This is a genomic window from Litoribacter ruber, assembly GCF_018500185.1.
In the GTDB taxonomy this organism is placed as follows: Bacteria; Bacteroidota; Bacteroidia; order Cytophagales; family Cyclobacteriaceae; genus Litoribacter; species Litoribacter ruber.
In genome coordinates, this window is record NZ_JAHBGI010000022.1 from 1 (window position 1) to 21499 (window position 21499).

The window sequence follows — 21499 nt, forward strand, 5'->3', positions numbered from 1 at the left end:
ACATGGATGACCGATGTTGGATGGAAAAAGACGGAAGACCGAAGACGGAAGACCGGAGACCGGAGAGGGGAGGCGGGAGATTGGAGAGAGGGGAGGAAGGCCTGCCGGGGGTGGGGGCCGGCAGGTTGGTTGGTTGAAGGGAAGTGAGTTAGATGGGGGTCGGGATGGGGCTGTGGCGGTAATCCAGCACTTTTCTATAGAGGGTGTACCATACCAGGGGCTCGATGTGGCTGTGGTGGGACAGGAAAAATCTATTTATCATCATGTGAAAATGGTGGTTGAAAAGCGGAACAAAGTTGTTTTTGTCATATAGAAGGGGATGCTCCAGGAAGAAGGAGATGTATTTTTGCACAAAGCCCTGGTCGTGGACTGAGTGACACACTTTCTTACTTCTCAAGCTCTCCTCATATACTTTTTTGAATTTAGATTTCTGGGAGTTTTTCAAGTCCTTCATCAGCCCATTTTCAGTTTCTTGCTGCCAGGCTCTAAATTGCCCGCTCCGCTTCAGGAGGGCCAAACCCAGATTGGCAATCAAGGAGATTTTTTCGAGTTCTGGCTGAAGCAGTGTGGGAAGGTATGGTAGCTGGCTGTTCACATTGCCATATATAGCCATCACTGATTCAAGCTTGAACAAGTCTTCGGATGAAAATATTCCCCGATTGCCATATTTGGCAAGTTCAGGATAATAAGTGGCTTTCTTAAAGCTGGTAATATAGTCAGCTTGTGACAGGAAGTGCAACAGTTCCTTTTCAAAAGAGACCCTATCATTCCCTATGCTGTTAGGCCCAATGCGAAGCCGGATGTGAAATGCGCTGTCAAAATGAGTCAGGTAGTACCATTGATGTATGGCGTCGGGTCTTAAATTTTGATCAAGCCAGGGGCCAATCTTTTCGGTTAGAAACAATTCCGCTTCCAGTGGATCTATATAAATGTGATAGCAGATCCAGCTGCGGTCCACATGCTTTTTAGGATTGAAGAAAACATGCTTATAAGGAGATTGGTAAGCGGAGTTTGGGATTGAAATGGATAGTTGGGGGTAAGACGGATAATCACTGTCTTCGATCCACAAACATTCTGATAGCACGATCGAAGGTTTGTTTTTTATAAGTTCCATTAGGACTTCAATACTCTGCCTGTGGTGGGTATCTATTACCATTTTTTCATCATCCTCCCCGTACAAGCAGTATCTGGGAATTCCGAGCTCTTTTATTTTTGCCAAAAAGCGATTGGTGGTCCAGGATTTTCCATCGTCAGCCGTTACATACCATGCGGCTGGCTTGAGTATCACCTCACCCCAGGTTAACCGAGGGATAGCCGGTGCTCCCGAAATAGGCATAAGATCCTCGTATACGGGATATAGGGAGCCTTGAGATGCGACTTCATATAGTAGCCTGCTTATGGGGTGGGTGATGTATTGTGGGTTTAGCGCATGTTGGATCGTAGGCAGGATCACCTGCTGGGTAAGTGGCGAGTAGATTACAAATCTGTCATCAACTAAGCCAAGGTATAGGGATTTGTAATCGATATCATAAGAGGATTTTGATGGGGTAAAGATCCTGATCGTATGTTGTAAGAGATTTTTATGGCAGGCAATGTTGTTTGACTGATCGCTTTCCCATATTTCAAAATCCGCATGGAGCACATTGGTAGAGGAATCCAGGAAGTGCTGGATATCTTCATGAAAAGAGGCCTTTGGTACAGCCAAAGATATTTTTGCCCAAGTGGCAGCCGGTCGGTTGGTCACCACATGGTCTATCAATAGGCCCCTTTCGGTGATGCGACACAAGTAGGAAGTGGCTGGCTGTTCTGTTACCTTTCGGGATTTCACCAGTGTCTTGAGGTTCATGGTTTTTTTTCCTGAGTGTGCCAGGATAGCGGAATTGATAGGATTGGGAGGTGTGTTTTCCCTGGAAAACAGCCAAACCTGATTTTTGAAAAAGCGGGCTGTGGCGCTGCCGGGATTTAATAGCTGGTGGAGGGGTACAAACCTATCGTCATGCTCTTCAATGAAAATGCTTTTCAGTTCCCGAATAAAGTCAGAAGCCTGGGTATGGAGTAGGTTTCCGATTTCCTTGTTCAACTTTTCAAGTTTGCGGTAATGCGTTTTTTCCAGCTGAAAGGGTTCCTTACTGCTGATAATGTGGATGGGGTAGTCCTGTGAGTTGTTGGGGAATTCGCTCCTTATGTCATTTAACACGACGGAGTTGATTTTTGAAATTTGGGGCGGATACTGGTTTGTTAGAAATCCGCAATTGATGATTTCGCCCCAAATTTGTCGGATCTCTCCATCTTCCACATTCAAAAACCAGCTTTTGAACTTCGGAAAGGAGAGGTCTGGCTTACTGTGGAAGTGATTATAGATTTTTTCCAAAATGGCGTTGGACTCGAGTGTGACCTGTTTCCAGTTCTTATCTTCATCCATTTTCCAAAAAGTGAACTGATCGGTTTGTCGGTAGGTCAGGGCCGGCAAGTGGTATTTGCCTTTTACGTGATGGGCTTTGAGGTCAAAGGACTGAAAAATAAGCTTGTATTTGGTTGGACTAGGCAAGTCACTGAATAGCCCAATCCCGACCCCTGCCCAAAGAGCAAATGGCGTGGCGCGGTATTTACCCCTGATGAGGTATTTCAAAACGGCGATTTGTTGATCGTAATCGAGCTGCGAGTAGGGTGTGTCCTTAATCTGCTCGTACAGGTGGGTAGAAGATAATTTAATGGCTTCCAAAATGTACGGATAATTGTACCCCACTTCCTTGGTATCAAAAATATCAAAGTTGAGCATGGGCGTTCTGTAAATAAAGTTCATAGTTATGTAGGTTAAGTTGGGAGCAATTGTAAAGGATAAAACCTAATCTAGCAATTGCCCAACCGCTGAAATCTGTGAACTACGGGTTTTGGGGGGTGAATGGGAGGGGATTCGCCGTTTATATGGCTTCGCCGTTTATGGTTTACTGGCTTCGCCGGTTAAGGTTTAAATGGCTGGGGTCGAACTCATTTCTAACCTCCTAAACCTCCCGATCCGCGCAGCGGTTATCGGGAATAAACCTCCTAAACTGCGTAGTTTAGGAGGTTATTCGGCCTGCGGCCTGGTTTAGGGGGTTAGAAACCGCGAAGCGACGAAGATGAGGCTTTGGTTTCACGCAAAGGCGCAAAGGGAAAGCGCAAAGGGCGCAACGTTTTTTGGTTTAAGGGTTTAATGTCCTGTTTGGAATAGCTGCGCTATATTCCCAACAGGACTGATTAATGGATTAGGAAGCGGAAGTATTCTAGGTTAATCCCTTAATCCATTCAACCTATCAACCTTTTCACGGGTTGGTTTAAAGGTTTAAGGTCCATAAGGGAATAGCTGCGCTATATTCCCTTCTGGACTGATTAATGGATTAAGGGGCTGGGGTACCTTACGTTAATCCCTTAATCCGTTAAACCCTTCAACCTATTCACGGGTTGGTGTAATGGGTTAAGGTCCAGAAGGGAATAGCTGCGCTATAGTCCCTTCTGGACTGATTACTGGATTAAGGGGCTGGGGGACCTTACGTTAATCCCTTAAACCGTTAAACCCATCAACCTAGTCACGGGTTGGTTTAAAGGGTTAAGGTCCAGAAGGGAATAGCTTCGCTATATTCCCTTCTGGACTGGTTAATGGATTAAGGAGCTGAAGTACCTTACGTTAATCCCTTAATCCATTCAACCTATCACCTTTTCACGGGTTGGTTTAAAGGTTTAAGGTCCATAAGGGCATAGCTGCGCTGGATTCCCAGCGGTGACTGTTTAATGGATTAAGGGGCTGGGGTACCTTACGTTAATCCCTTAATCCGTTAAACCCATCAACCTATTCACGGGTTGGTTTAAAGGTTTAAGGTCCATAAGGGCATAGCTGCGCTGGATTCCCAGCGGTGACTGTTTAATGGATTAAGGGGCTGGAGTACCTTACGTTAATCCCTTGATCCGTTAATCCATTCAACCTATTTCATAGATCCGCGAAGCGGTTATCGGGAAATAAACCTGCCTTTGCCGGCAGGCAGGCTTCTAAACTGCGTAGTTTAGGAGGTTATTCGGCCTGCGGCCTGGTTTAGGGGGTTAGAAACCTCGAAGCGGCGATAAGAACATCTTTCCAGGACAACCGACTTTTTTACTTATCACTTACTACTTTTTACCTAATCCCCTTTGCGCTTCTTCAACTCTTTGCGGTGGTGTTTTATACGATACCCCAAGTCGGAGACTCTCTACTCAGGGGTGCGGAGTCAAGGCACCTCATCAACTCAATGTGGAAAGTCCTGCGGTTGTAGTATGAAAGGTAATTGTCGTGAATTACTCAAAAATGTATATAAAATACAATTGAGAAAATTATAGTACTTGAGGTTAAGTAATTATTAATTTTTTAAATATATCGTTTAAAGACTGTAAAGGGTGATTTGTTATAAAAATAAGTAAAAAATTACTTAAAAATTTGATAATTTGGTATCATAACGTAATTTAGTGGTGTTTATTGTTTGAATGTTTATTCCAGATGTAAGTTTTGGGNTGTTATAAAAATAAGTAAAAAATTACTTAAAAATTTGATAATTTGGTATCATAACGTAATTTAGTGGTGTTTATTGTTTGAATGTTTATTCCAGATGTAAGTTTTGGGATATTGTTTTTTGAATTGAGATACGCACTATATGAAGAAGATTTTTACATTCTTGATGGCCTTACTTTTATCCGTGAATGCATGGGGGCAAAAGGTCAAAGTAGATGTCAATGAAAGCCAGAAGGACTCCTTGCACAGGGTGCAGCGGACCAGGCTGGACAGTTTGGGGACTTCTCCGCAGTTGGGCAAATTGTCCGTGGACTCTCTCAGGCGGGCCGGTGATGAGGTCCCGCTCGACACCATCAAGAATATCCAGCATCAGCTTGATGAGTATCGGCATTCCATGGACCTGGACAAATCCCCCAACGTGCCTGATGTGCCTACAGTAGACCAACTTGAGGAGCATATTGAAGGTGCCGAGCATGTCAGAAAGCTGAAAGATAAAGCAGCCCAATACAAAAAAATATCCCAACCGGATATTCCCAATTTTGATAGCCCTGTTTCTCCTAAGGTGCTTTCTAAGGAAGAACTGGGTGCGTTGACCCAAAAACTGGGGCAAAATGAAAACCTTTCCAAGATGAAAACGGCAGGCAAGGGAAATGTCAACAAGGCCACTATTGAAAACAAGCAATCATTGAAGGATAGGATATTTTTTGAAGGTCTATTTACTTGGATCCCGGGTGATATCACCAGATTCAGTATTTCACCGGCCATAGGAGCCAATATTATCGATAAGTTTTCCGTGGGAGCCGGACCCAATATTCTTTTCCAACAGACCGGAGCGGCCCCTCCGTCAGTTGATGTGCCCAATTTTTCAAGGTTGGGGTTTAGGCCATTTATCAAATATGATGTGTTGCCCCAGCGGGTTTACCTGCAGGCAGAAAGTCTCACCCACAGGAGACTTGCTCCTCCGGAGCTTGTAGCGATTGGCAGGGAGCCGGCTCGCCTGTACCACCAAGTGGGGCTGGGCGGGGGGTGCCTGGTGAGGATTACCCAGTCAAGTGCCATTAACATTATGGCCTTGTATCAGGTTGGGGGCAGCTTTTTTAATGATTCGCCGATTATGATCAGAGTAGGATTGAGTTCACTTAACAGATAACATTTATGAAAAGATTTTTACGACTATTCGCTGTTGCGGTTTTTTTGGTGGGTGTGCTTCCGGTAGCCCATGCCCAGCAGCATGATCTGCAGAAATTTAAAAAAGAAGCCGATACGGTGTACTATCATTTGCAGATCAACCAATCTAACAAAGGACATGTCCATAGGATCTCCATTCCCAATGTGCGTCTCGCCTATGAGGATAGGTATGGCAAAACGGGGTCATTTGATCTGGCCCTCTATAATTGGAACGGGGAATTGGTAAGGAAAAAGCAACTTCCTAAGAAGTATGGTCAGAATCAATATGATTTTAAACTGACTGATTGGCATTCAAACTGGGAAACGGAAAAAATCTATAGTCTCAGATCGACCACCGACCAGGGAAAGAGCATGATCACCCAGTTTTTACTGACTGAGGCGATAGAGTTTCCGAGTCCGGAAGTTGAGATTTTGGTAAACCCGGTGGAACTGAACTGCGAAAAGCCGGAGGAAACCAGGTTTGAATTTTATGGGGTGATCGAGGGCGGTTTTCCCCCCTATGACATAGAGTGGGATGTAAACGGCAACGGGGCTGCACCCCGAAAGCCCATGTCCTTTCATATCCCGATAAGTGGCTATACCTCTGGAATCGAGGTGGACCTGGCTCCCAATTACAACGTGATCCTCCGGGTCAGGGACGGTTGCGGTACCGAAGTGGAGAAAATGGTTTACATCACCTGTGAAGAGAAAAACAAGAATTACAATACCCTATTTTTTCAGCAACTGCGCAGGGATAAAGGGAACAATAGATTGATCAATTAAGATATGAGCAAGATTTACATTTTGAGTATCCTTTCATTACTGATAATGGGCTGTCAGCCCACCTTGGATCCCCATCAGTATATGGTATGGTCCCAGGGTAACCATGACATTGGAGTTAGTAGCCATGAGACGGAAAGTTATAGGGTCAGCTTAAGATATCAGCCCAAAGAACTGATCTTCTTGCAGAGAGGGGGAGCCCACTTGCCGGAATCGAATCAGGAAGTGCTTTGGAAGGAGATTGAGGGGATGGATTTTTTCACGGTTGAGCTTACCCCCAAGGGCGCAGAGAAAGTGACCCTTGAGGATAATTATTATTTCTCCTACAGGTTTTCGGAAGATATAGAGCTGGAGGGTGCGGGCCAAGCAGCCGGCCCCGTGCTGTTCCACTACGAGCGATCCAATGATTTGGGTTCCAAGAAAACTTTTGTGATGGGCTTTGAGACCCCTATGGGTGCCGATGGAGCCAGGAAGAAGGTGCGCATATACAATGAGAGGATTTCTCCGGCACCGATAGAGCTAGAAGTCCAAACCAATAAATTTCCAAAATTGAGATTATGAGATTTTTCAGCAGACGATTTAGGCGAGTGGCGGCATTGTTTTGTGCAACCCTCATGCTGGGGCAGACTTTGGCCCCCACCGCGGCATATGCCCTCACCTCGGGACCGAGCCAGCCGGAAGTAAGTTCATTTGAGCCTATAGGCATGACCGAAATGGTGGATCCTTTTACGGGGGATTTTACCTATAACATTCCCTTGTTTGAGCTACCTGGCCCCAACGGGGGCTATCCTTTTAACCTATCATACCATGCCGGAATCGGGATGGATGATGAGGCAAGCTGGGTAGGCCTGGGATGGAACCTCACAGCGGGAGCCATCACCCGGAATGTCAGGGGGTTGCCGGATGAGTTTAAGGGGGATGCTATTGAGACCAAGCTGGATATGAATCCCAGTGTTACTTATGGGGTGGAAGCCGGGTTAACAGTAGAATTGTTTGGAAAGGAAATAGCTAAAAATACGGACGGGGCACCTTCAGAGCAAACGGTTGATTCTCTTAAGGTAAATGTTGGGCTGGGTGTAGGTTTAAAGTACAACAATTATAACGGATTGGGGTACAGTATCAGTCCAGATGTTGGATATTACAATACCATCAATGGGGATATTGGACAGGATAGGGGGAATTTGAGTTTGAGACTCGATCCTGAATCGGGTGGGACTATCAATTCCCAGGTAAACTTTCCCTCTAAAATAGGTAATGTGGGACTGAATGGTCAATATAATTCCAAGGCCGGTTTGATCCACTTGGGAGGCAGGTTGCAGACGCACAAAGGACATAGAGTTTACAGGGATACTTATGCCCATCCCACCTATACACCCTATTCGTCGCCCGCTTATGAAACCAGCAGCTTTTCTGCATCAGTTAGGGGGGGGATTTCAATTTTTGGAATTTATCCAAATGCCATGTTAAGTGGTTTTTATACCCAAACAAGCTTGCGGGACAGGGGGAGAGTGGTTTCCACACCAGCTGTCGGGTATATGAATTTTGAGAACTCCAATTACGCGAATTATTTATTGGATTTTAATAGGGAAAAAGAGGGGATATTGTCCAAAGACCACCCAAATTTGGCTATACCGATACCCACATATGATCAATACATTGTCAGTGGTCAAGGGATTTCGGGTAATTATAGAGCCTTTAGAAATGACAGGGTAATGGTATCCGATGCTCCGGCCAGCTCAGATAAATCAGCCTCTTTTGGGGGTGGGTTAGACTTGGGAGGCAAAAAGTTGGGTGTAAATGCCACCTTGAATTTTAACAGTTCTTATGTAAGTCCCTGGGTTGAAAATAATAATTCAGCGGCCAATTATTTACCTACCTCTACCCAGAAAAACAGTACCTATGAATCGTGGTACTTTAGGAAAACAGGTGAACCCCATGCTGAAAGTCTGCAAAGTTACAATGCCATAGGAAATGCCGGTGCCGTAAGGACCAGACTGGCTGGGAACATGGCGCTGAGTACCTTGGAAGATGATTCCTGGAATGGGACCACCCCCAGAAATACCCGGGAAAATGAAAGAAAAGAAAGAAACGAATTGCTGGTGCCCCATACCAATGAGGAAATCCTAATTGACGGAAAGCCTGTTTTGGATGAATATAAAATTTTCATTCAGAATCAAAACGGGGAAACCGTTGAATATAACCGCTCAAATTTGCCCGGTCACCATATTACGGGATTCGTAGCTGTATCAGGGGATGGACTTAGGTATAACTTTACCCTACCTGCCTATAACCACACCAAAGAGGAAATAACCTACAGTACAAATTCCAACAATGGGATTTTCACGTATCCAACAGGAGAGGAAAACGGTGATCCAAACTACAAGTTCAATGGGACCCATCAAATGATCAATTCGGTAAAAACGCCGGGATTTGCTTATGCTTATCTGCTTACTTCTATTACTGGGCCTGATTATGTGGATGTAAATAATGACGGGATAACAGACGATGATATAGGGTATTGGGTGAAGTTTACCTACCAGCAGTCGGCCTCTGCCTCTGACCCCTATCATTGGAGGGATCCATTTGTCGGGGCTCATTTTCTGGAAGGATTTAAAGCAGACCCCAGGGATGATAAAGGCTCCTTTACTTATGGAACAAAAGATGTCTATTACCTGGCTCGGGCTGAAACCAAATCACACTTGGCAATCTTTGATTTAAGAGACAGAAAAGATGCAAGGGGGGCTTATTCAAAACTGCAAAACGGAAATCAAACGACTGGAAAGCGCCTGAAGGGGTTAAAAAGTGTGAGTTTGTACACCAAAGCCGGATTTCCAAATCATCCCATAAAGAAAGTGAATTTTGAATATGACTATAGTCTATGCCAAGGTGTGCCAAATTATGGTGCCTCTACAGGGAGCAATGAGATTACCGGGGCCAATGAGGGAGGCAAACTTACGCTAAAAAAGGTTTTTTTCACTTACGGATCTAGTCAACGAGGAGAATTGAATCCATATGAATTTTCTTACCAGCAAAATCCGGATTATGATGAATTGGCATATGATAGATGGGGAAATTATTCTCCCAAGCGACTGGATGATCCCTTCTATAATCGAGATATTCCTTATGTAGAGCAAAGTCCAGATCAAAGGCAGGCATTGAATGATAATGCTGCTGCTTGGAGTCTGAGCGAAATCAAGCTACCATCCGGGGCCTCCATGATGGTCGATTATGAAATTGATGATTATGCTTATGTACAGCATAAGGAAGCTATGTATATGGCACAGCTAGTCGATGCAAAAGGCGGTGCGCCGACCCAATTAAATCAAAACTTTACAGTTGAAAATGACCCAAAGGTCAGATTTAGGTTAAAGCATACAAAGTCCTCTTCATTAAATGAAGAGGAGCAAAAAGCAGAACTTTTGAAATACTTGGATGTAGAGGATGGTCAGATCTTTTTTAAAATTTATTCCAATCTCCGGGACCACACCAAAGAGTCGCTTTTTGAATTTGTGGAAGGATATGCGGATTTGGATTTGGCCAAAGGCTATGGGCTTGAGACAGGGTCAAGTGGAGAGTTTGAATTTGGATATTTCTATTTGAAAAATGAAGCCACTCACTCCAACAATAACCATCAGGGGTATAATCCCCTTATGCTTAGAGCCTGGCAACATATAGAGGCCGACCAGCCGCATTTAATGAATTTGACTCGGCCATTGACCGAAACGGGCAGCCGTACTGCCCAATTGAACCAGATCAAAAGCCTACCCAGCCTGTTGCCTGCCATAAGCAGTGTCTTTGGCAGGGTGTACAGGTTCTGTTATAATAAAAACTGGGGCCAGCAGCTTGACCCTTCGAGAAGCATGGTAAAATTAAAATCCCCGGATAAAATTAAGTTTGGAGGGGGTATCCGTGTTCGACAACTTACGATGTCAGATGGATGGGGCCAGCAAGGAAGTGGTGTTTATGGAAAAGTATATGAATACACCCAGGAGGAAAATGGAAATGTAATTAGCAGCGGAGTAGCGGCATACGAACCATTTGTTGGCGGTGAGGAAAATGCCCTAAGGTATGCCAAGAAGTTTACCCGCTCGGTAAAATTAAAAGCTGATGAAAATTTGTTTTTTGAATACCCAATTAATGAAAGCCTATATCCTGGTCCTCAAGTGGGCTATGCCGTGGTAAAGGAGTGGAGTTTACCGGCTGCCTATGTGGCCGGTTTGGATGTAAAGCATATAGCTTCCTCTGGTACAAATTATTTTCCTACCAATGGCAACACCTCAATTGGTACCAGCGGCATGAAATTACACGAATTTTATACTGCCAGGGATTATCCGGTGAGAACATTTGAGTCGAGTAAGCAAACTAATCCTTTCTTCAACCAAACCAATTTATCCATACTCGGGCAATACGTTAGTGAGGGAATTAGCAGTAGCCAAGGTTATTCCATCATTACAAATGATATGCATGGAAAATTAAAAAGCCAAAAATCATTTAGGCAAGCCAATGACGGCTCAATACATGCCGACCCATACCAATGGACATCACATAAGTATCTGAGCGAGGAAATTTATTATGAAGGCAAAAAAGCAAATGCCCTTGTCAATACTTTGGGACAAGATGAGGAAGGTCATCTAATTGTTCCTAATGATGCCAATGAGGCTTCCCAGAGTTTTGGATTGACGGTCGATTTTATCAGCGACATGAGTGAAAAGAGATCCAACACCTGGCAAGGAGGGGCAGATGCCGATATCGATTTGTTGATAGCGCTCTTCTTCCCTGCTATTATAGCTACAGTTTGGCCGAAAATATCCAAAACTGAGCATACTTTCAGAACAGCTGTCAATAACAAAATAATAAACCAGTCGGGGATTTTATTAGCTGTGGAAAATTACGATGAGGGATCCCTGATATCCTCAGAGAACGTTTCTTGGGATGCCCAGACCGGGGAGCCGGTGCTGGTGAGGGTAAACAACAATTATGATGAGCCCATCTACAATTACAATTTTCTAGCCTATAAGGAGTATGCCGGGATGGATGGAGCCTATAAGAACAGCAAGTTTACCTTCGACATGGGAATCCCGACCCAGCATCCCACAGTAGCGGACTGGAAACAGGTGAGAATTCCGGGGTATTCCGGTCAGGTGGTCAGAGAAGGGGACGAAATTGTCATCTACCGTCAGGATGGGGAAAACTCTGAAATCGTAACCCAGGCGGTGGTGGTCAAACAGGAGTCCTTCAACTTCATAGTACATCCCAGGGACCCACTTCCAGCGGAGGCCAATCTATATGCCACCGTGATGAGGTCAGGCTACCGCAACCAGCTAAAAGCCAGCGCGGGTAGCATCACATCGCTCGAGCCCCCCTTTACAGGCGACTCGGTAAACTATGAATATACTGTCAACCGACCTGTTGGGGTTCAATTAAGATAAATATTATGAGGCCTAAAATATTAATATTGATCGGGGTTATTTTATTTTTAAGCAATACTGGGATTTGTCAAAGTAATGTAAGTAGAGTAGAAATTTTTGGCCCAGATGAAGTTTTCTGGGGAGAGACCTATGATTTCTTTTTATACGTTTTTGACATTAATGGCAATTTAATAAATGAGAATGAGCTAAATGCTAATACAGAATGGTATTTAAGTAATCAAAGAGGAACAATTGATGCTTTTACCCCATTTAAAGCTACTATAACTTTTACAAGTTCGGGGTCCGATTTGTTGGAAGTTAGTTTTCATGAGAATGGTGTCTTTGTTGATTCTAAAAACTTGTCCATTAGTTTTTCTTGTGAAGAGATAATACCTGAAGTAACTTCCAATTCCCGTTGGTGTGAGGGGCAGGTAGGGCTGAGTGTCAGCCAGCGAAGCGGCTTCATCCCCCAATGGTATGATCCTTCCGGTAACTTGGTAAGCTCAAATTGGAACTTTAACACGCCATCGATAGCGGAAACAACCGTTTACTCGGTAAGGTTAAAACACATTGAAAGCGAGTGTCTTACTGCCCCAGTGGATGTGACAGCCACTGTTCAGCAAGTAGGGGAGGTCGCAGTGGATAATGTATCCCGCTGTGATATGGGAGAGGTAACCTTTATCGGAGCTACAGCCCAGGATTCGGATACCTTCCTCTGGTACGATGCAGCTGGGGACTTAAAGCATGAAGGAGCACAGTTTACCACATCTGTAACCGCTGAAGAAACCCTTTTTTATGTAGAGGGGCGCAATACGGCCGAAGGCTGTATTGGGCCAAGGAAAGAGGTATTTGCCTATGTAGAAACACCTCCAGGGCTACCCCAAACTACGGACGGGGCCATATGTGGGCCGGGAAGAGTAAGTCTAGCGGCCGAAGGAGGGTCAGTCTACCGATGGTATTCCCAACAGGAGGGGGGTGAATCGATAGCCGAAAACAACGGAACATACCTGACAGATACGCTGGAGAATTCCACCCAGTTCTGGGTATCTATGGTAAGCAACTCGGATTGTGAGGGGAACCGGGCGAGTGTCATGGCCTATATCAACGATGAATTTACAGATTCGATCACCTTTATCGGCAATAGACGCTATGGAAATGGGGAAGTAAATATACAAGTGGCTAACCCAAAGAATAATACTGAATATAGATGGTATGATCAGGGAATTGGCGGTGAACCTGTTCATATAGGCGATAGTTACCCGACAGATATCGAAATCGGTGATAGTCTGTATGTGGAAGCCGAATTAAACGAGACCTGTATAGGTGAAAGAGTGAATGTTCCATTGCATATTGAATCTGATTTCGATTTCAGCGCTTACAGGCTTTCCTGTGCTACAGCGTTTTATTCCAAGCAGGTAACAGATGTAGATTGTTTTATCAAAAGTTTTGAATGGACATTTGGAGATGGGGCCCCTACAGTGTTTGGACCGGAATCAATACACGTTTACGGGGCTGATGGTACTTATACGGTGACCCTGAAGGTAAGTTATACCTGTGGCACCGAAGATATCTATATTTCAGAGGTGACCCATGACATTTCTGTCAATTCCGGTGGATTTACCCAAGACCAGTTTCGGTCAGAAACCCGGGTTTTTAAATCTCCACAAACCAATCGAGTAGTCAACTCACAGGTGATGACCTATTCCGACAACTGGCTGTTGCCGTTTCAGCAGCAGAACTTACGCAACAAATCAGCTTTTGAAAACGGTTCACAGGGGGTGTTTAGGACTGCCTCCAACTACTATTACGAAGCAGACAGGGGCCGTTCAGCCAATACCAATACAGCCCAAGATGGCCTTTATACCGTGGATGGATTTAACTGGCAACTGGCTGAGCAGGAGCTGATCCCCGACTGGGTAGTGCAGCAAACCGTCACCGGCTATACCGAAAACAGCAAGCCTGCAGAGGTGAGGGATGCCTTGGGGATATATAGTTCGGAGCTGTATAACAACAACGGCCAGATGTTGATAGCCCAGGCCCTGAATTCAGGCCGAAACGAAATAGCCTTTTCAAGCTTTGAGTCCGAAGACTATCTACAGGGCAACTGGCAGTTTGGGGAAGATAACTACACCAGGTTTGCACAAATACCGGTAATATTAGGCAATGGGTATGCCGTAATTGTGAACAAACGAATGGAGGATATATCTGATATAGAAACTGTAAGTGGATGGAGTACTTCTTTTAATTTATTTACTCCTTTGGCACCAAGTCCTGCCAACGTTTGGTCCTTTAACTTTCGGTTTAACAATGCAAACATCCTTTGTATGGATCAGCATCCAACCAACCCTAACTACACTATACTGGTATTGGACCAGCTGGCTAGCAGGAATGTGTGGTTAGGAAGCCTTCACCACTTAAGTTTCGTAGGTCTGGACAATGTTGGGGTTATCGATGATAATTATGCCCACTCGGGCAATAAATCCCTGAAGATCACCGACAGTCAGGAGTTTGAGCAGCCTGCCCTGGACCTGCAACAGGGGAAATCGTATTTCCTCTCTGCATGGGCATCCACCAAGACAGGCAATACCCTAAGGGAGGGCACGGAGATTAGAGTAACGTTTATAGACGAGGAAGAAGAGGAAGTGGGTGAAACATTCCTATATGCCTCGAGCAGCGGTATAGACGGCTGGGTGCAGGTAAAGGGAAGCTTTGTGTTTCCGGAAGGCGCCTCCACTATGGCCCTGACATTTTATTCAGGCAATCAGGGGGACAGCTGGTGGGATGATATCAGGCTGCATCCCGAAGAGGGTGAAATACAGACCTATGTATATGATGCGGTTACAGATAAGCTGGTTTCGACTTTGGACCAGGAAAATTATGGGACTTTTTATTTCTACGATGCCGAGGGTAACCTCCGCCTGGTCAAAAAGGAAACTTTTGATGGTATGAAGACTATTCAGGAGGCTGAGCAGTATCAGGTGGAGCGGTAGCGCTGGGTGCTGGGTGCTGGGTGCTGGGTGCTGGGCGCTGAGCGCTGAGCGCTGAGCATTGGGCGCTGAGCGCTGAGCGCTGAGCATTGGGCGATGAGCGATGAGCGCTGAGTATTGGGCGCTGGGCACTGAGCATTGGGCGATGAGCGATGAGCACTGAGCATTGGGCGATGAGCGATGAGCGCTGAGCACTGAGCACTGAGCGCTGGGCGATGAGCACTGGGGGGTGAGCGTAGGTTTAAGGTTTATAGGTTAAGGTTTTAAGAATCATTTTAATTATACTTTTTATGAAAGGTATTTACAGATCATTGGGAATTTTTCTGTTATTGTTGGCAGGTATTTCTTTTAAAGTACAGGCGCTGGCATCCAGCGACCAAACGGCCCCCCGGAACGTCCGCGGTGTGGTAGCTTCTCAAAGCAGCGTACTGATAAGTTGGGATTTGCTTCCCTTTGCCACCCAGGGGTATGAGGTGGAACGTAAAATCGGCAATGGGACCTTTGCCAAGGTAGCGGACCTGGGGACCCAGGATAAGAGCTATCTGCAGGAAGATGTGCAGTCCGGGCAGGAAATGTATTACAGGGTAAGGGCCAAACTCGCAGGGGGCCATACCGCCTATAGCAAGCAGGTGCGCCTGAAGATCAGTGATGCGCAATATTTCATCCCTGAAGCGCTCAAGGTGAATTCCATGGGGATGTTGCCCTTGGAGCCCTTCGAAAGAAGCATATCCTGGGATGATCTGGAGCAGGGAGATATTTTTCAGGTGTTTGAAGCGCCCCCCTGTATGGAAGGAGACTTCTATGCCGCGTTCCAGTTGATTTATGATCTGGGTAATTTCGATACCGAAACTTCCTGGAGCACTCACCTGCAACTCTCCATGATGGATGGGAATGACACCCTATGGACCAAGCCTATATCCCTTGATCTGGATGCCCAGACATTTCTGGGTACGGTATTTCACGATTTGCCTGTTACCTGTTCGCCCGAATACAGGTTTGTGATCAGCGTATTGGAGCAGGAGGGAACTGTACCCAGCGATAATATTCAGTTGAAATCCTTATTGTATAAAAAACCGGATGCTACCGGTGATCTGGGTCTGCCCATTACCTTACAGGCCAATGTGGGGCCAGCCACTTCCCAGATAACCTGGGCCCATGCGGGAGATGCCAAAACCGCCTATGATCTGGAGTGGGTATATATAGGAGACTATGAGGATTTTGGGGGGAGTTCGGCAGCGGAGGCCTTTAGCCACAAGGAACCAGTGAGGATCACCACCTCATCCCGATCCTACACCCACCAGCTCTTTTACCCTACCGGCAGGGTTTGGTACAGGGTGCGCGCAGTAGGCAGAGATATGGATAACCCCAGCCTCAGGAGGGAGGGGGCCTGGCATGTGGGAGCCTCTTCAGGCCATCAGATTGCCAATCCCCAGGCAGATATCAACTGGCAAAAGCAAACCCAATATGCAGAGGAAGGCAAGTACAAGCAGTCCTTGGTGTATATGGACGGGAGCATGAGGCAGCGACAGCAGCAGGTCAACATCAATACCGAAGATATGGTCATGGTCGCCGAGACTTTTTATGACTATGAAGGCAGAAACGCGGTGGAGGTCTTGCCTGTACCTTTGGTGACCAATTCCATGACTTACAAGCCTTCCCTAAATACATTTGGGGAGGCAGTGGCTGAGGTGGCCGCAGGTACATCAGGGAATCTTTCCAAATTCCACTATGACAACGGGACATTGCAAAACAGTCCGCTGGCCACGAGCAGTGGCACGGCCCAATATTATTCATCGGGGAATACCATGTCTTCAAATGTGTTTCACCGGGATTATATACCGGATGCAGAAGGGTTTCCTTATAGCCAGACGGAATATACCCAAGATGGTAGTGGCCGGGTGAGCAAGCAGTCCGGGGTAGGAAAGACATTTGAGATTGATGGCAATTTGGTGACGCGCTATTATTACGGTCAGCCTACTGCCGAAGAGTTGGCTAGACTTTTTGGATCCAATGTGGGTAAAGTAAGCCACTATAAAAAAGAGGTGGTGGTGGATCCAAACGGCCAGGCCAGTATCAGCTACCAAGATCAGGAAAACAGGACCATCGCGACGGCCCTGGCCGGCGAGGTGCCTGCCAATACCGCCCCTCTGCCAAGTTTTACGGCCATGGAACAAAACGGGTGGGATGTCCAAAGCGTGAATCTCACTTCGCGCAATCGGTTGGAGGGCAACTCCAAGCAGATCCAGAATACGATAATCAATACCACGCCTAATACGGCGTATACGTTCAACTATTCCCTCACGGCCTTGGGCAATGAGCTCGATGGCCTAGGCTGCCAGGCCTGTGAGATGGACCTTATCCTGTCGGTGACCGGACCGGACGGAAGGCTTATGGAACTGCCGGCCCTGCAGGGTAACCTATCGGCTGACAACCACCGCTACGTCATGGCATATCAGGCGGAGGACTGCATGGTAGAGGATAATTATACTCCCATCTCCTTCGAACTGATGCTGCCGGAAGCGGGGGAATATTCGGTGTCCAAAAGACTGGAGGTAAAGGAAAAGAGCATTCAGCAGATGCGCCAAGAGCTGGTGAGTTCGGAAAGCTTTATCCAGAAAGAGACCGCGTTAAAGGATCAATATGTCATTGACGACAGTGAATGCGAGTTTTGTGAGGATGTATGTCCGGAAGCTCCCGAGCTCATCGATGAGGCTATAGAAGAGACGGTGAGTTTGACCTGTGAAAACATCCTCAACCAGATCAATGCCGATCTGCAGGAGGGCGAGGCCGCAGAGGACCATCCCGACTACTGCCATTACCAGCTCTGCATGCAAAACAAGGAATCCAACATCTTTGAGACCAATATGGCCAGGGTTCAGGATTGGGAATCGGCAGGTAAATATGCCAATCCTATTCTGGAGGATCCCTACTTCAACCAAGAGGGCTTGAGTGGGTACCAATCCAGAAACGTATTGGAAGGACACCTCAATAATTTGCAGTTTGGAAACCTGGCACCCGCCAATCTGTTTGAGGCCACTGATCCCAACAACACGGGCATGTTTGTGGATGAAAACGGCAACAGCAATCCAAATGGTACCCATATTTTGTATATACATATCTACGACCAGCAAGCTGCTATGGGTACTGAGGAATTTGCACAGCTGATATCCGAGACCAGATGGACCTATTTCAGAAACTTTTACCTGGAAGGTAAGCGGAAGGCTATATTGGACCTGCCTGCGCTGGGCAGTTGCCCGGCCTATCTGGCCCAATACAGGGAAATAGAGGATCTTCCTCAGACCGAGGAGGGAATAGAGGAGTTTGCTAGAAACAACGGCTATTACGATCCCGTGGATAATATACAGGTGGAAACCACGTATGGTCTGATAGCCGGGGTATGCGATGCCGATTTCAGCGCCGGCGACCAGTCGGCATTGGCGGGGCATATAGAAGACTACCTGAACAGCACCCTGAGGGAGAATTTTTTCAGGCTGATATTGGCAGAGGATGTGGGTGAGCACCCTTCCCTTCAGGCGATCGACCAGATCCTGCAGGGTTATGGCTGTGGGCTGTCGGAAATTGCGGTGCCCGATCCGATGGTGTGCCTGAGGGATACGTTGGTATTTGTGCCGGATGGGATGCAGGCTGCGATGGTGATGAATAATTCATTCGAGGATGACACTAGTATGAAATCAATGACTACATCTGAAAAATCTGAGGATAGATCTCCATCAAAACCTTATGAAAGAAAAAGTAGAGGTCAATCAAAAACTAATTTTGATAATTTTGGAGTGCAAAAACAAAATGTTGAACCTTACAAAACTAAAAGAAGAAGCAGAGAGCTTTCTAAAAACAAGGATAAAGACAGTTTTAATAGTTTTCAAGTTACAAGTAATTCACAACCTACTAGTGTTCCTACTGAAGCTGAATATTTTGCATTGATGGATTTTTATTATGCTACTCAAAATGGAGGAGGGTGGATTGAAGATGAAGGTTGGAGAGATGCCGATCCAAATCAGGTTCAAAGTATTGCGGGGTGGTCAAACGTATTTACGAATGAAAATGGTAATGTTGTCACTATTGACTTATGGGATAATAATCTGGAAGGCCCTATTCCTGATAGTTTTGGGGATTTGATTCATTTGGAATTTTTGGATATTTCTGATAATAAAATTTCCGGAAATTTTCCAGAAAGTATGCAAAATCTAACCAAACTTGAGGAGTTGAGCGCAATTAAAGCTCGATTAACCGGAGAACTACCTGATATTTTTGCCAACATGACTTCATTGTATGTTTTGGATTTAGACTCAAACAATTTATCTGGAGCTATTCCAAAATCTATAGGTAATACTGCACTTCAAAGCTTATATTTAAATAATAACAATTTTAGTGGTTCTATTCCCGGGTCAATTGGTCGTTTGACTGATTTGGACTCTTTAGTGTTGTCCTTCAATTCTTTATCAGGAGATATTCCAGACAGTCTAGGGAATTTGATAAACCTTCAGTTTTTTTCAGGTACAAATAATAGGCTTGAGGGTAATATCCCCGAATCCTTTAAAAACCTGAAAAAATTATATCATTTAACATTAGATGGTAATAAGCTTGATAAACCCATTCCTGAAATAATAGGAGATATGTCAGCTCTTGAGATCTTGCATTTAAACGAGAACTCGATTCCGGGAACAATTCCGACTTCAATAGGACAACTATTGAATTTAGAATATCTGTTATTATACGAGAATGATATCGAAGGCGTAATTCCTGAATCAATAGGAGGGCTAACCCAACTTAGAGAGTTGGTTCTAAGTTTCAACAATTTGAGTGGTGAGATTCCAGCGAGTATAGGGAATCTAGTTAACCTAACAGGTTTGGCACTGGATAATAACCGTTTAACTGGCTCAGTACCTGAAACATTAGGAAACTTGACTGAATTGATAGATTTTTATCTCGACCATAATTTGCTAAGCGGTGATCTGCCTGAGTCCTTGGATAACCTTCATGATTTATAATATTTGGACTTTAGGGAAAAACTAATTACTGTTCAAAATTTAGTGCCTTTAGAGGATTTTTATTATTTCCCTGAAGAATATGCTCCCCAAAAAAATGTGGATAGCCCTAAAAACCATTACTGGCCAGAAGGTGCCGCATTTGATCTTACTACCCAGATTGATCGCACCACCGATCCCGCCTCGGAATTCCGCTGGTACAAAAATGGGCAGGCAGTGGGAAGCTGGTCTGTGAACAGGCATACCCTGACATTGGATCCACTGACTTACTCGGATGAGGGCACGTATACGTACCGTATCCGAAACAGTGCCTTGCCTGGGTTGGTGCTGGAAAGCCACCCGCAAACCCTCAGCATAGGGGAAGGGCAGATGATCCGGTATTGTTTGGAGTTTGAGTTTGACCTGTCCAACAATCCCGGACTGGCCTTGTTCACCTTCAACAAATCCTGGGAGCAGATAGCCGAGGAGTGCCGGGAGGCGGCCGTGGAGCGAAACGAGGCTGTGATCGAGAATGCCGTGGAGCGATTGGTGCAGCAGGAACTGAACACCTGGTTTGCCAGCTTCACCACCAACTGTATAGAGCTGGTGGAGGAGACCTTCACCTATACCTATACGCCGAAGGAGTACCATTACACCCTGTATTATTACGATCAGGCTGGCAACTTGGTGCAGACCACCCCGCCACAGGGCGTGCAGCCGCTGGATCAGTCAGGTGTGAGTGCGGTGCTGGACGGTACGGAGACCTATCCCGGCCATACCCTGAACACCCGCTATGGCTACAACAGCCGCGACCAGTTGATATGGCAGCAGACCCCGGATGCGGGAGAGTCCAGGTTCTGGTACAACCGGGCCGGGCAGCTTCGCCTGTCCCAGGATGCCAAGCAGGCAAATAAAAACGCCTACAGCTACACCCGCTACGATGCTAAGGGAAGGGTAACCGAGGTCGGTGAGCTGCTGAGCACGGAACCCACCGACAGCCTGAAGGCCAAAATCAACACCCTGACTTGGCCCGACTTGAATGAATATACGGCTTATGATATTACCAAAACGGTATATGATAAACCCCATACCCATGCGGATAGTACTTTCCTGCAGGAGAATCTTAGAAGTCGTGTCAGTTGGACGGCAATGATCGAAAAAGATCAACAGGATACTGTTATCACGCTATATAGCTATGACGAACACGGTAACGTGAAGGGTTTACTGCAGCAAATTCCTGGGCTTGCGCCGAAGCGGACGGAGTATGTGTATGACTTGGTGAGTGGAAATGTTAATTTCGTAATGTACCAGTATGGGTATGATGATCAGTTTATCCATCGATACAGTTATGATGCCGATAACAGGATAGAGTATGTGCATACGAGCACGGTTGCCTACCTGTGGATCAGTGAAGCTACATATCATTACTATCCACATGGTCCTTTGGCCCGGGTAGAATTGGGAGAATATAACGTGCAGGGGATGGATTATTATTACACCTTGCAGGGTTGGCTCAAAGGGGTGAATATGCCTGGAGAGGGTGATATGGGTGCAGATGGTTTGAATGGATTGAGAACAGGAAAGGATGCTTTTGCTTTCACGCTGGGTTACCATGCCAATGACTTCAAGCCCATTAATCCCAATGCGGTTACGAGT

8 protein-coding genes are annotated in these 21499 nt (G+C 45.8%); 7 read left to right on the forward strand and 1 reads right to left on the reverse strand.

The genetic code is table 11. The features are described 5' to 3' along the window. Window positions 1-148: 148 nt before the first annotated feature. Window positions 149-2803 (reverse strand): thiopeptide-type bacteriocin biosynthesis protein, encoded by a 2655-nt coding sequence (locus tag KIH41_RS17345; RefSeq protein ID WP_214163240.1) that lies wholly within the window; start codon window positions 2801-2803, stop codon window positions 149-151. Between the two features lie 1855 nt (window positions 2804-4658). On the opposite strand from KIH41_RS17345, the gene KIH41_RS17350 reads away from it, so the two are divergent. From KIH41_RS17350 to KIH41_RS17380, 7 genes are all read left to right on the forward strand, one after another. Then, window positions 4659-5666, forward strand: a complete 1008-nt coding sequence (locus KIH41_RS17350; RefSeq protein ID WP_214163241.1) for a hypothetical protein — start codon at window positions 4659-4661, stop codon at window positions 5664-5666. 5 nt (window positions 5667-5671) lie between these two features. Next, on the forward strand, window positions 5672-6466 hold the full coding sequence (locus KIH41_RS17355; RefSeq protein ID WP_214163242.1) for a hypothetical protein: 795 nt from the start codon (window positions 5672-5674) through the stop codon (window positions 6464-6466). 3 nt (window positions 6467-6469) lie between these two features. Then, window positions 6470-7024: a hypothetical protein gene (locus tag KIH41_RS17360; RefSeq protein WP_214163243.1), complete on the forward strand. Its 555-nt coding sequence runs from the start codon at window positions 6470-6472 to the stop codon at window positions 7022-7024. Continuing rightward, window positions 7021-11892 carry a hypothetical protein gene (locus KIH41_RS17365; protein WP_214163244.1) on the forward strand — a complete coding sequence of 1624 codons (4872 nt, stop codon included), beginning with the start codon at window positions 7021-7023 and terminating at the stop codon, window positions 11890-11892. Before KIH41_RS17360 ends, KIH41_RS17365 begins: the two co-directional genes overlap by 4 nt. Before the next feature lie 338 nt (window positions 11893-12230). After that, window positions 12231-14861 (forward strand): Ig-like domain-containing protein, encoded by a 2631-nt coding sequence (locus KIH41_RS17370; protein WP_214163245.1) that lies wholly within the window; start codon window positions 12231-12233, stop codon window positions 14859-14861. Window positions 14862-15148: 287 nt separating this feature from the next. Beyond that, window positions 15149-19867 (forward strand): leucine-rich repeat domain-containing protein, encoded by a 4719-nt coding sequence (locus tag KIH41_RS17375; RefSeq protein WP_214163246.1) that lies wholly within the window; start codon window positions 15149-15151, stop codon window positions 19865-19867. 42 nt (window positions 19868-19909) lie between these two features. Then, the coding region (locus KIH41_RS17380) for an immunoglobulin domain-containing family protein (RefSeq protein ID WP_214163247.1) at window positions 19910-21499 on the forward strand (1590 nt) is incomplete at its 3' end.